The organism is Algoriphagus persicinus, from assembly GCF_035156415.1.
Lineage (GTDB): Bacteria > Bacteroidota > Bacteroidia > Cytophagales > Cyclobacteriaceae > Algoriphagus > Algoriphagus persicinus.
Genome location: NZ_JAYEEY010000008.1, coordinates 121518 through 135463, shown reverse-complemented (window position 1 = coordinate 135463; position 13946 = coordinate 121518). Strand labels below are relative to the sequence as shown.

At 41.0% G+C, this 13946-nt stretch carries 12 protein-coding genes; 7 read left to right on the top strand and 5 right to left on the bottom strand.

Annotation, left to right across the window (positions count from 1 at the left end; genetic code table 11):
- Positions 1–47: 47 nt before the first annotated feature.
- From U3A58_RS08285 to U3A58_RS08275, 3 genes are read right to left on the bottom strand one after another with little or no spacing between them, the layout of a single operon-like run.
- A complete protein-coding gene (locus tag U3A58_RS08285) occupies positions 48–821 on the bottom strand; it encodes a uroporphyrinogen-III synthase (RefSeq protein ID WP_323822947.1) in 774 nt (257 codons plus the stop codon).
- Between the two features lie 32 nt (positions 822–853).
- Entirely contained in the window at positions 854–1975 is a 1122-nt protein-coding gene (locus tag U3A58_RS08280; RefSeq protein WP_323822946.1) for a DUF4271 domain-containing protein, read from the bottom strand.
- A 2-nt stretch (positions 1976–1977) separates the two neighbouring features.
- The gene (locus U3A58_RS08275) at positions 1978–3681 is read right to left on the bottom strand and encodes a BamA/TamA family outer membrane protein (RefSeq protein WP_323822945.1); all 1704 of its coding nucleotides are present in this window, start codon (positions 3679–3681) and stop codon (positions 1978–1980) included.
- Between the two features lie 46 nt (positions 3682–3727).
- Between U3A58_RS08275 and hemW the strand changes: the two genes are divergently transcribed.
- The 7 genes from hemW (at position 3728) to U3A58_RS08240 (ending at position 11627) form a co-directional block, all read left to right on the top strand.
- Positions 3728–4849, top strand: coding sequence for a radical SAM family heme chaperone HemW (hemW, locus tag U3A58_RS08270; protein WP_323822944.1), 1122 nt, complete (start codon positions 3728–3730; stop codon positions 4847–4849).
- A gap of 10 nt (positions 4850–4859) precedes the next feature.
- Positions 4860–5171 (top strand): DciA family protein, encoded by a 312-nt coding sequence (locus U3A58_RS08265; RefSeq protein WP_323822943.1) that lies wholly within the window; start codon positions 4860–4862, stop codon positions 5169–5171.
- Between the two features lie 121 nt (positions 5172–5292).
- Entirely contained in the window at positions 5293–7371 is a 2079-nt protein-coding gene (locus tag U3A58_RS08260) for a SpoIIE family protein phosphatase (protein ID WP_323822942.1), read from the top strand.
- A gap of 3 nt (positions 7372–7374) precedes the next feature.
- Entirely contained in the window at positions 7375–7707 is a 333-nt protein-coding gene (locus tag U3A58_RS08255) for an STAS domain-containing protein (protein WP_323822941.1), read from the top strand.
- Between the two features lie 13 nt (positions 7708–7720).
- On the top strand, positions 7721–8122 hold the full coding sequence (locus U3A58_RS08250; RefSeq protein WP_323822940.1) for an ATP-binding protein: 402 nt from the start codon (positions 7721–7723) through the stop codon (positions 8120–8122).
- 87 nt (positions 8123–8209) lie between these two features.
- Positions 8210–10210, top strand: a complete 2001-nt coding sequence (locus U3A58_RS21925) for a peptidylprolyl isomerase (RefSeq protein WP_323822939.1) — start codon at positions 8210–8212, stop codon at positions 10208–10210.
- Between the two features lie 52 nt (positions 10211–10262).
- Positions 10263–11627 carry a peptidylprolyl isomerase gene (locus tag U3A58_RS08240; RefSeq protein ID WP_323822938.1) on the top strand — a complete coding sequence of 455 codons (1365 nt, stop codon included), beginning with the start codon at positions 10263–10265 and terminating at the stop codon, positions 11625–11627.
- A 107-nt stretch (positions 11628–11734) separates the two neighbouring features.
- Here U3A58_RS08240 and U3A58_RS08235 read toward each other — a convergent pair whose 3' ends face one another.
- The gene (locus U3A58_RS08235) at positions 11735–12052 is read right to left on the bottom strand and encodes a hypothetical protein (protein WP_323822937.1); all 318 of its coding nucleotides are present in this window, start codon (positions 12050–12052) and stop codon (positions 11735–11737) included.
- A 91-nt stretch (positions 12053–12143) separates the two neighbouring features.
- The gene (locus U3A58_RS08230) at positions 12144–13934 is read right to left on the bottom strand and encodes an ABC transporter ATP-binding protein (protein ID WP_323822936.1); all 1791 of its coding nucleotides are present in this window, start codon (positions 13932–13934) and stop codon (positions 12144–12146) included.
- Positions 13935–13946 lie beyond the last annotated feature (12 nt).

Here is a 13946-nt window from a genome sequence, read left to right as displayed (position 1 = left end):
TAGTGTAAGAATTTAAACTGAAAAACCACAGAATTAGGTTCTATGTTTTACAAATTATTCGCCTTTTTAATATAAAGCTCTAATGCGCCTGTCATACTTGGGGCATTTGGCATAGGCGCTTCAATATCCAAAAACAAATCCAAATCTCTAACTGCTTGAGCTGTGGTAGGTCCAAATGCAGCTATTCGCGTATTGCCCTGTTCGAAATCCGGGAAATTGATTTTCAATGACTTGATTCCAGACGGACTGAAAAAAGCTAAAATATCATATTTAACATCCGCCAAATCAGATAAATCTGCCTCTAGGGTATGGTAAATGATAGCTTCTGTAAATGCAATCCCATTTTTCTCCATATATTCAGGGATGTCGTCTTTACGAATATCCGAGCACGGAAACAGGTACTTCTCTGATTTATGCTTTTTGAAGTAATCAAATAAATCCTGAGCAGTCTTCTGACCTACGAATAATTTACGCTTTCGGATTACAATATACTTCTGAAGATAATGGGCGGTTTGATCAGATATACAAAAATACTTCATGTCTGCCGGCATTTCAATTTTGAAATCCTTACAGATCGCAAAGAAATGATCAATCGCGTTACGGCTTGTGAAAATCACGGCTGTATGCTTCAAGATATCAATCTTCTGCTTGCGGAATTCCTTTGGCACCACTGGCTCAACCTTTATAAATTGACGAAAGTCAATCTTCAGGTTATATTTCTCCGCCAACTGTACATAGGGAGAATTTGCACCCGCTGGGGCTGGTTGAGATACTAGAATACTTTTTACTGGTCTAAACCTGTCTTTGGTAACTGCGCTCATGCTTCTATTATTCCTTTTGGTGATTTCCCAGATTAATAACCCAAATCAAGAACCAATTTGGCCATGATCAAAAACGGCACTAATTCTGCGATGCAAAGGTAAGTAAATAAATGGTATTTCTTAAAGCCCAGTCTATTCACCATAATAATAAATAGTCCCAGTATACCCAAGAGGTAAAGCCAGAAAAACCCTGTAAATGAGAGTTCCAAAGCTATTTTTAAGGATGAAAATGCATTCAGTAAATAAAATGTACATATCATTATCAAACTGATAGTAGCGATGACAACTAGGCGGAATAAATAAAAGAAATGTGGAAATTCTAATTTCCCCAAATCAAATAAATAAGATAAAATCCTAATAGCCGTAAACTTGAGAATAGTCAGTACTAAGAGAAAAAAAGCACCTCCAATCCAAAGTACAGATAGGCTGATAAAATTCAATTCAACTCTCACTAAAAGCCATTCTTGACGAAAAACCACCAGACTAATCACCATCGCAAGCGACAAAAGCATATTCACTATAAACACATATAAGAGAATATCTGCAGAAAAAAACTTCTGCAAACTCCCACTTTCAGAAAAATCTTCTGCATTTAATAAGGATATAGGTTTGATCATCATTGCGAAAATAAAAGGGTAAGCCAACTTGTAAAGCGTAACCAATAATAAGGAGGTCAGCAGACCCATCACAAAAAAGTCACGAATGCTTTGCCTATCATAATTTCTTTTTTCTGAAAGCAACTCCACTTCTTTTACCTTGGATTCTAAGGGCTCAGCCTTTAATATTTTCTTTACACTCGCCTGATCTGAAGAAATCCCATTTTTAAAAACAGTTAGGCTCACTGGATCCCCAACAAATTCTTTTTTGAGGTCTGCCACTTGCGTAGTGAATGCAGTATCCTGATCGGTAAAAAACCATAGTTTCTCCCCAATAAAAACTACGGAATGATCCGGAAATTCAAATGAGAAATAGGACAAGGGAAATGCCTCTAAATCCATCTCCAACACCAATCTATCATTTGAACTAAACCAGGTCTCTCGTTCACCTGCTTGCCACTTTGGGTTGTAATCTTCCAATACCTGTGAAAATGCCTGCTCCCCAACTGCAAAAAGCAGCGAAAACAAAAGTATTGACTTACTGATCAATTTTTTCATACTCAAAATCTGGCTAGATAGCCAAAATGTATCCTAGAATAGGAGAATTGTAAGGGTTGTAAATTGGACTTTCCGACTCCATAGATAAATCGAAAGACACCCGTGCCAGTATCTAAGTTGATGCCTGCACCAAATGAAACAGGTGTATCTACTGAAGGTGCAAAGTACGGGTTTTCCAGAATCCCAAAGTCAGCAAAAACGAGAAGAAATGAGTTTTCTCCAAAAAAAAGTCTTTGCTCCATATTTATGTAACCATAGGAGCCCGCGAAAAAGAAATTCTCGTTAAAGCCTCGGATACTCTTCAATCCACCCACTCGGAATAAATCATTCAAAAGCAACTTTTGATTTTGCGTAAAACCTCCACTTCCTCTAATCCACATCCCCCAGTGAGCGCTGATAAAAATATGTTGTTCTATTTCTGCACTTCCCGCATACTGAGGGCTGTTCAAATCCAAATCCACATATACCTCTGGGGGAAATCCCGTGTTTTCCAGAATCCTCTTATTTCCCAAAGCAAATTCACCACTGATCAGGAAGCCCCTCCTAGGAAAATAAGGCGAATCCAACTTGTTCCAGTTCCAACCTACCCCATATTGATTCCAGCGGTAATCTGCCACGTCCGGCAGCTCAGTCACTGCATCAAACCCTTTGGTGCTCAATACATCGCTGGAATGACGCTGAGTAAAAAACCTCAGGTAACTATTCTGGCTCAGATGGTATCCAAAATCCAATCGCAAGAACCTAGTTAAAAAAGTAGAATCCTGCTTGAGCAAATTGAACCCCACATTGAAATCCAGTGGGGAATTAAATAAAAAAGACTCTTTTGCAGAAATAGCCAAAGACTGCGTTGCTATGTTGAGTCGCTGCCAATGAACAGACACATCTCTGCCCTTGCCTCCCAAATGATACAATTCCAAATCTAATTGTCCTGTGATAAGCATCTTCCCTGGCTCATTCTCATTGGGAAGCAGTCCAATTATTCCATCCAGCACATTGGTATTTCTATCCCGTAACGTAAAAGTTGGCCGTGCTTTTTGGATCTGAAAATCAACTGTGGGCGACAGGGCCTGCACAAAATAAGGAGAGCGGCTGAGCACTTGAGTTGCTTCCTCCAATTGTTTTTGAGAAAATGGCGTACCGGGTTGAATATCGGTCACATTTTGAATATATCTCGCTTGGGTTTTAGTGTCTCCTGCTACTTTGAGACTATCCCAAAGAATCAGCGGCCCAGAGGCATATACTAATGTCGCTGATAGTCCGCTACCATTTCGCTGGATACTATCGAGCTTTAGTTCTGCAAATGGATACCCACTATTTTCTGCCGTGGAAATTAATTGTAGCATCCACTGAGAGGCAGAAGCATATTCTCTTGATAAAGGACCAAGTTTTTTAAAATACTCCCCAGGCACATTCCCTTTAGAAATCGCTTCCCAGAAATATTTCTCTCCAAGTACAAATTTCACACGCAAAGAATCGCTGGTCACTTCTTCATCCTGCACATAAAGCCCAATATACCCCTCGTTTTGTAGCGAATGCTTAATGGAGTCTAGGTACTTCTTGCCATCTGCCATAGAGGAAAATGCTGTCCAATCAGCAGATTTCCGAGATTCATCACTTGTCCACCTTACCCAAAAGCCTGCTTGAGCCATACAAAGCTGTGCTCCGGCAATAAAAAAAATAAAGCATGCCAGGACGAGGGTTTTCAAAGGGCTGACGGGGAATGATTATATTCGCAAAATAACAGAATTCACATTGGCGGGCATATACATACACGTTCCTTTTTGCAGGCAGGCTTGCCATTATTGCGACTTTCACTTCAGTACCAATCTGGACAGAATGGATCAAATGGCTGAAATGATTTGTCGTGAACTAGTATTGAGAGCCGACTACCTGCCAAACAAAAATATAGAAAGCATCTACTTCGGAGGAGGGACACCTTCACTTTTGCCTCCAAATCTTATCGAAAAGATTCTAGACCAAACTGCCAGAACCTACACTTCTGTGTGGCAGGAAGTCACCCTAGAAGCAAATCCCGATGATTTGACTGGGCATAATTTAAATTCCTGGAAAAGCATAGGGATAGACAGACTTAGTCTGGGGATACAGAGTTTCGATGAAGAAGTCTTGAAATTCTACAATCGTGCACATTCTGCTGAAGAATCCAGATCAGCGATAGCCAAGGCAAGGAAAGTGGGGTTTGAAAAATTCAGCTTAGACTTGATCTATGGCTATCCACAGTCAAATCATACCCTGTGGAAGCGTGATTTATCTGAAGCTATCGCTCAGAATCCGGGACATATTTCCAGCTATGCACTGACAGTAGAACCCAAAACAGCACTGGGCAACTGGACTAAAAAGGGGAAGTTTCATCCCTCAGAGGAGGATTTTGTTGCGGAGCAATTTGAAATTCTTCAGGAACAAACCGAAAAGGCCGGATATATTCAATACGAGGTCTCTAACTTTGGCAAGCCTGATCAATTCGCCTTGCACAATACTAATTACTGGAAAGGTATTCCCTACTTAGGAGTAGGTCCAAGTGCTCATTCCTTTGACGGAAAAAACAGAGGAGCCAATCCTTCCAACAACGCACGCTATCTGAAAAAATTGGAAAATGAGACGATCCCATTTGTGGTGGATAACCTTACCGATGACGAGCGATTAAATGAATATATACTTACTGGACTAAGGACATACTGGGGAATTGATTTTGGAACTATTCACCGGGATTTTGGCCAAGATCTTTTGACTGCCAAAAAAGCCATACTATCCCAAATGGATTCGGAAGGCTGGCTCATTTGGAAGGATAAAAACCTATCTTTGAGCAAAAGCGGAAAGCTACTTGCTGATAGTATCGCAGCGGCACTTTTCGTGTAACAGTAACGATATGAGCAAAGACGGATATTTCAGTAGAAAAAAAGAAGTAGCACCTCTTGAAACTGCCTTCAATGATCTACTCAGAGCCTACCGCTTGGAGGGTAAATACAAAGAAAAGTCATTAATTCAGGATTGGCCTACACTGGTAGGTAAAACCATCGCAGACCGAACTACTTCCGTATTTATTCGTGATAAAAAGCTTATAGTGAAATTAAGTTCCGGCCCCATCAAGAAAGAAGTATTGATGAACAAAAGTAAAGTCCTCCTGCTGATCGAGGAGAAGTACGGTGCTGGAGTCATCGATGATCTGGTGTGCCTATGATCAGGTCAAGATCCTGCAGAGCGCCAGTGTATTTAGACTTTTTAACATCTGACCAGAGTCAGTAACCAACCCTCCACCACAATTTTCCAATCCGAATGAGTATTATTGTGGAAGCGCATCCATGATCAAACTACCACCAATCCATATCGGAAAGCTCAGCTTATTGCTCGCCATCCTGGTATGGCTCTCCCTGCTATTTGTGGATTTAGTAAGACTGGTAGGGATCCTCAATCAAATGGACTCTGGTATTGCTATAGAATTCACCTGGATTTTGCAAACCCTGTTTTTTATCACCATTTACAGTTTTTATAACTATTCCATCACAAAAAGTACCCAAAGCGACTTCCTCAATTTAATATGGAGAGGCGCATCTACCGGGATTTTCGCAGTGGCGATTTATATCATCATTGACCTGTTTTATAACTCACTTGGTGAAAGTAAGCTTGCCACAGAGCCATTTCTCAAAACATTCTTCTACCATATTCGCTTCGGGCTAGTGACGGTTTTTTTGGTGTCCACGGCACTATTATGGCAGCATCTTATCCTATATCAAAAGACAAAGCGGGTAGTAAAGCAGTGGCAGGCCTACGAAATCGCCATGCTAGTATCCATGTTTTTGGTGTTTTTTGACAGAGGCTCTAATGAATACAGCTTCTTTTTTGGCTTAGTCCTCTTAGGGATTTTGGCTGTGATACTTTCTACTAATCTGAAATGGATCCCTTACCTGACCTTCAGAGAAAAGTGGAAATCCTTACTCTTCCTTTCTATCATTATTTCATCTATCTGCTATTTCCTTTGGTACACTTTTTCTATCGAGAAAGAATACGACTATCCGGTCAATCTAACCTGGAATTTGTTTCTGATTTCGCTTTTTTGGTTTGTTTTGGTGTATGCTGTTCTCAGCTTTTTAGTTACCCTGTTTAACCTACCTACTTCATCGGTTTTTGAACAAAAGCTAACTGAAGCGATTAATTTCCAGCGCTTGAGTCAGTCCATTCAACCTGAAGAAAATGAGGAACAGGTGTTGGATATTCTAATGGACTCCTGCATGAGTGCCGCCTATGCAGATGCAGCTTGGCTGGCGATGACCAGCGAAGAATTCCCAAGCGGCTTTTTCCAAGAGCGATTTATAGACCGCAAGACTAGGGAAGAGATTTCGGATTTGATCGAACAAGAGAAAACTGCGCAAGAATGGGCTTCTGAAAAGCGTCCAGATAATCTAAGTCCTCTCAATATTAGACTTGCTCATCCAAAATATGAGTCTGTTCTCTTGGTTCCTTTGGTGATAAATAAATCTGTAATTGGCAAAATCGTGCTTTGCAAAGAAGTACGTGATGGCTTCAACAAGGAAATGCTGAACATCATCAGCACTTTTGGCAGGCAAGCCTGTATTGCAGTAGAAAATCACCGATTGCTCAATCAAGCTATCCTCAATGAACGCTACCAAGAGGAACTAAAAATTGCCCAGCGGGTACAGAAATCTCTGCTACCTACCAAATTAGATCACAATCAATGTTTTGATATTTGCGCCTTTTCGAACGCAGCCGATGAAGTGGGCGGGGATTACTACGATACCTATCAACTTGACCAAGATAGGTATGTATTAATAATTGGCGATGTGTCGGGTAAAGGTACTTCGGCAGCTTTTCACATGTCGCAAATGAAAGGAATTTTCCAAAGTCTTATCCAGCTGAATATCAGTCCATCAGACTTTATGATAAAGGCCAATTCAGCTCTGAGTAAATGCCTGGAACGAAACCACTTCATTACCGCATCGATTTTTATTATCAACACAGCAAAACAAACCATCTGTCATTCGCGTGCAGGTCATGTGCCGACTCTCTTCCATCAGAAAAAAATGAACCAATCAGACTATTTAGAGATTGATGGCTTGGGATTGGGTATTTTAAGAAACATGCAATATCAAAAGTACGTTGTGGAAAAGACATTTACCTACCAAGCAGGAGATGTATTAGTCCTCTTCACTGATGGTATAGTAGAAGCAAAAAATGACAAATCCCATCAATTCGGCTATGAGCGAGTCAGAACCCTATTAGAGGTATATCACGAACTAGATCCACGAGAAATTCAGACTAAAATCATTGATTCGCTGCATGACTTTGTAGGTGGGGACCGATTAATAGATGATGATTATTCCATGATGGTCGTGAAATTTTCCGACCAAAATAAAGAAAGCTAGAAGATGCTAACGATAGAAACCCAAGAAGAAAACGGACACAATATATTGCTATTGAAAGGGGAAGTAGATGCCAGCAACTCGGTGATACTGGATGAGGCGATTACCAAAATGGTTGCCGGGGGAAGTAATTCCATTTTAGTAGATGGCTCAGGTCTGGAATACATTTCTTCGGCAGGCCTAGGCGTATTCATGTCTTACTTGGAGGATTTTCAGGAAAAAGCAATTGATCTGAAAATTTATTCGCTTTCAGACCGTGTCTTCGAAGTGTTTAAAATCTTGGGCTTAGACCAGCTGATGCGTATTTACCCCGACAAAAAAACTGCCCTGCTTAGCTGAAATGAAACATCAGATGAAAATATCTTGTCAAACCACAGCACTCTCTGAGCTGCGTGTCTTTTTGAAAAAGACCCTGGGGGAGCTGCAGCTAACTGACATCGACCAACTCCAGATCACGCTGGCAGTGGAAGAGGTATGCGCCAATCTGATCATCCATTCTCATAAGTGCAACGCACTAGACTATATCCAGCTCAATATCAAACAAAATCCAGGTAAATTGATTTTTGAAATTACCGATGAAGGTAAAGCATTCAATATGCTCGATTATGAAGTCCCAGATCTTATAAAAGTGAAAGAAGAAAAGCGAAAAGGAGGTTTAGGCATAATTTTGGTCAAGAAGATAATGGATGAAATTGAATTTGAATCGAGCAAAGGCACAAATACCTGCCGATTGATCAAATGGTTTCAGTCCTAATTCTTGTTAAAAGCTTAGTATTCGGGACTTATGACTTTAAATCCTAATAAATTTGTAAAATTGCAATTCAATTCTGCCATTTAACACATGACAAACCGAACCATTTCGGCCTTTCTTTTCACCCTCCTCCTAGCATTTGAATCTACCGGTTCAGCGATGGCTTTCGTACAAGCATCAGGACAGGACGACCCTTTATTGACTATAGGAGGTAAGACTGTGGACAAGGATGAGTTAATTCACCTGCTTTCTAAGGGCAGCAAAACTGAACCCGGCACCCCGGGGATGTCCAGAGAAGAGTTTAACGAGAATCTTGACCTATTTATCAACTACAAACTCAAAATAAGAGAGGCAGAAGCTCAAGGACTAGATAAGTCTGAAGAATTCCTCCAGGAGTTCGAATCCTTTCGGGAAAACATCAAGGCACCATTTCTCATCCGCAATTCGTTGGAAGAAGGGGAATTAAGAAAAGCTTATTCCAGAATGCAGGAGATAATACGAGCCAGCCACATACTTCTCCAGTTTCCACCAAATGCCACTGAGGAAGACAGCCTCATCGTACTTCGAATGGCCTTGAAAATAGAGTCCGAAATAAAAAACGGCGGGAGCATAAATGACCTCGCTGTAGAATATTCTGATGACCCTTCAGCACAAGTGAATAAAGGCGATTTGGGCTATTTCTCTGCACTTCAAATGGTACAACCGTTCGAAGACGCAGCCTTCTCCCTTCAACCTGGACAAGTGTCCTCTCCTGTGTTGACCAATTTCGGCTATCACATTATTAATATAAAAGATCGTCAACCCAACCCTGGTCAAGTAAGGGTCTCTCACATATTAGTGAGAATAGATGAAAATAGTGCCACTGGGGAAGACCTTGCTAAACGCAAAGTGGCCGACATCTACAATGAGATCCAGAAAGAAAGCACGATCTGGGAAAATATAGTAAAAAATTATTCCGAAGACCCTGCAAGCAGTCAAAAAGGAGGAATGCTCCCCTGGTTTAGTGTGGGATCAATGATCCCGGAATTTGAAATGGCTGCCTTTTCATTGACTGAAATCGGTGAAGTATCCCCTCCTGTTCGAACTAGGTATGGTTATCATATTTTGAGATTAGAGAACAAAAAGCCTATAGAAAGTTTTGAAGCGATGGAAGAGAATATCCGCTCTAGGATTTTGAGAGATTCTCGCTCCACGATGATTCAGTCGCAAGTGATGGCTATTCAGAAATCTCGATACAATTTCGCCGAAAACGAAAAATATGTAGCCAAATTAAGATCGGAATTAAATACGTCCACCAAACATGATTTTGCCTTAGCTCTGGCCAACAAAGACCTAGCAAGCAATTATCTCTTTTCTCTTCGGGACAAAAGCTACTTCGCCCAGGATCTTCTTGATTATATGAATGACCAAGAGATCGACCTAAAGCGCACGAGCGGGATTTTCGATGCTTGGTATGAGCGCTTCTTAGCCTCAGAACTAAATACAGCCGAAGAAGCAGATTTGACAGCAAATAATAAAGATTACCGTATGCTCCTGAAAGAATATCGAGATGGTATTTTACTGTTTTCCCTGATGAACGAGGAGGTTTGGCAAAAAGGCCTCATGGATTCTGTAGCGCAAAAAGCATTTTACCAAGAAAACATTCAGAATTACCAGTGGAAAAGAAGGGTGAATGCCTTCATCGTAAAAATCCTCGAAATGAGTCAATTGGATGCTGCCAGGAAATTTCTCCAAGGCAAACCACTTTCAGATGAACTTATCACTTCTTTCAAGAATAGTTACGAAAGCACCAACCCCTTGGCTTACCAGACAGAAACTGGAAACCTAGAATACCGAGAACATCCTGTCCTATCCAAAGCAGATTTGAATACTGACTATCAAGAACTTGAAGCCAACGGACATTTGCATCTTGTGATCTTGGGGGAAAAAATGAATGCTGGACCTAAAAAATTCGAAGAAACACTGGGACTCGTCATACGAGACTATCAAGAGTTCTTGGACAAAAGTCTCTTGGAAACATTGCGCAAAAAGTATCCGATTAAAATCAATCCAAAAGTTAAAGAGGAAACTTTCATAGCTTTGAATCAATAATAATTCACCATAGAAAACCGTCTCTCTAGTATAGGCAGAAGGGAAAACATCCATGAAATTGCTAAACCGACTTACATTCACTCTACTTGTCACCTTGCTGATTACCGCATCATTTGCACAAGAATCCCCCCCAACAGGACAGGTTCTTGATAAAATCGTCGCTAAAGTGGATAATTATATCTTGCTTGAATCAGACGTACAGAAAGCCTATATGGAAGCTATATCCCAAAGTCAGCAGGGACAAGTAGCTCCTACTCGATGCCAAGTATTCGAATCCTTGATGATCAATAAATTGATGGTAGCCAAAGCTGAAGTCGATTCTGTGGTAGTCACAGATGCAGAAGTAATGCTTCAAACAGAACAACGATTCAACATGGTCATGCAGCAGTTTGGTGGTGATGAAAATACGCTCGTACAGGCCTATGGCAAAACCTCAGATCAGCTCAAATCTGAAATTGAAGATGTGATCCGGGAACAACTAATTGTACAACGTATGAGAAACCGGATTACTGAGGGGTTGACTGTTTCTCCAAATGACGTAAGGCTGTTTTTCAACAGTATCCCTACGGATTCTTTACCCTTATTCACATCCGAAGCTACCGTAGGCCAAATCGTAGTCAAGCCGCAAGTAAATCCTCAGACTAAACAGGATGTTTACGATCAGCTCGTTCAATTCAAAAAAGATATAGGAGAAGGAAAAGCGGAATTTGCAGATTTAGCCAGGAAATATTCTGAGGATCCCGGTTCAGCGACCAATGGTGGCGATTTGGGTTTTTCAACTAGAGGACAAATGGTCCCGGAATACGAAGGAGCTGCATTATCACTGAGACAAGGAGAAATTTCTGACCCAGTGGAAACTGAATATGGGTTTCATATGATACAATTACTGGAAAAAAAAGACAATACCTATAACTCTAGGCACATATTGATATCTCCTAAAGCCACAGAAGCGGATGTAAAAAAATCGGAGCAATACCTAGATAGTCTAAGAACAGAAATCAAAGCCGGAAGAATGGATTTTGCCAAAACGGCCAAAGATTTCTCTGACGACAGAAGCACATCCGATAACGGTGGATTCTTCACAGATCCTTCCAATAATTCTAATCGTCTATCCTTACGGACACTGGAAGACCCTTTGCTTTTCTTTATGATAGACACCATGCAGGTAGGAGACATCACGCTACCCATGCAATTTGAAGATCCTAGAGAGGGAACCAAAGTTCGGATCCTGTACTACAAAGCAAAGTACCCCGCTCACCGAGCGAATATGACGGATGACTACGAAAAGTTAAAAGCTGCTGCCTTACGCAAAAAAGAAGAGGAACTTCTTGGCAAATGGTTTATTACAGCCAAAGAGGATATTTTCATCGACTTGGATCCGGCCTACGACCGATGTGACGCACTCGCTGAGAAATAAAAAAAAACCGAGAAAATCCTCGGTTTTTTTTGTCCATATCTGATAATGTGCAGCGAGTTCACTATAATGGGATTTGCCTAAAACTGCAACAAGGTCATAAGACCTGATTATTTCTTCCCAAATAGTGCCTTAAATGCTAAGCCTATTTGTTTCAATCCCTCTTTAAACAATCCTTTGGATTCTGCCAGTTTCGGCTTGATATCCTCAGTCCGTTCCTTGATTTCCCGTTCTAGAATCTGCTTGCCCTTTTTAAACTCAGCTTCTAGCGAAGTTTTATTCTCTTTCAAGTCCTTGATCTTCTTATCGATATCTTCCTTCATCTCAGAACCTGCTTCAGATCCTTTTTTGACAAGTTCCTCAATTTTATCACCAATCTCTTTGAGTACTTTTTCTATGTCCTGCGTACTGGATTTCTTTTCTTCCATGACTAAAAATATTTAGATGAACTGTTATCCTTCAAGTTAATTACTTTTTTTTGAATGCCTCTTTTCTGATCAATAATATGAGGTGAAAACCCTAATTATCAACCGATTCACCGGCCTGAGTCTGCTTTTCATAAAGCTCAGCATACACTCCTTTTTGCTTCATCAGTGACTTGTGATTTCCTCGCTCGATCACTTTGCCATCATCCAACACTATGATCTGATCAGCTAGCTTGGCTGAGGATACTCGGTGGGAAATAATGATAGAAGTACGATTTTGCATAATATTCTTCAGAGCAGTCAAGATCACATTTTCCGTCTTGGTATCAACCGCCGAAAGACAATCATCCAAAATCAGAATTTTTGGCTCCTTTGCTATCGCTCGTGCTATAGATACACGCTGCTTCTGCCCACCGGACAGCGTAATCCCCCGCTCACCCAACATCGTTTCAAATCCTTTGGGAAATTCCACGATGTTCTGATAGACATCTGCATCTTTTGCCGCCTGCGCTATAATCTCAGGGTCCGATTTCTCTATGCCGAACGCAATGTTATTCCCTATGCTATCAGAGAATAAGAATACATCCTGAGGCACATAACCTATTTGCCTGCGAAGATCCGAGATGGAGAACGAGTCAATAGGTTTACCATCTACTTTGATCAATCCGGAGCTGGGATCATACATCCGCATCAATAAATTGGCAATTGTAGATTTCCCTGAACCTGTGGTACCGATGATTCCCAGCGTTTGTCCTTCTTTGATTTGGAAGCTGACATCCTGCAGCGCATGGGTACCCGAATCAGGATATACAAATGACACATGCTCCATTTCCACTGTTCCATGAATATCTGTCTTAATTTCATCTGTACTTTGGAGGTCATTCTTTTCATCCATAAACTCATTAATCCGCGTTTGGGAGGCCGCTGCACGCTGCACAATACTAGTCACCCAACCTAAAGAAGTGACTGGCCAAGTGAGCATATTGACATAAAGGATAAACTCAGCTATAACTCCATAGCCTATTTCCCCGCTGATGACCTGCAACCCTCCGGCATAGACGGTAATAATCGTAGAAACACCTACCAGTGCCATAATGATGGGGAAAAAAAGTGCATTAACCCGGGTCAGGCGAATGGATTTCACTTTGTAATCTTCACTTGCTGTCGCAAAATCATTGGCACTATCACTTTCTCTGACGAAAGCTTTGAGCACGCGAATACCAGAAAAAGCCTCCTGAACAAACGTGCTTAACTCACTCAGGCTGCGCTGGATCTTCTCAGATCGCTCATTGATCATATTATTCACATAATATATACTCAAAGAAAGTACTGGAAGCGGCAATAATGCATAGAGCGTCAGCATAGGGTTTACCGTGATCATATAAGTGATCACCAGCGGAAATAGGATCAGCAGATTTAGCCCATACATGATTGCTGGCCCAAGATACATGCGGACACGACTTACGTCCTCGGTGATTCTCGCCATCAAATCTCCTGTGCTATTCTTTCTGTAGAAACTAAGCGGAAGTTTTTGATAGTGTTCATAGATCTCGTTTTTCATGTCATATTCCACTTTCCTGGACATGATGATGAGCGTCTGACGTATAAAAAACAAGAAAATCCCGCGCAGTAAAGCCATCACTAAGATCAGCACGCCAAAGACTAAAACGAATTTTAGAAAAATATCCTGTGCCTGATTTCCCATTCCGCCCTGTGCCAGAGGCTGATAAATAGAAAAACTTTCAACCACATAATCTATTGCAAGTCGGACAAGCTGTGCAGGGATAATTACGAAAATGTTAGAAATCACCGTAAAAACAATCCCCAAAAGGATCAAGCCCTTGTATTTGTATAAATACTTATTGAGTCGCCAAAGTGGTTTCACCAAATAAAAATT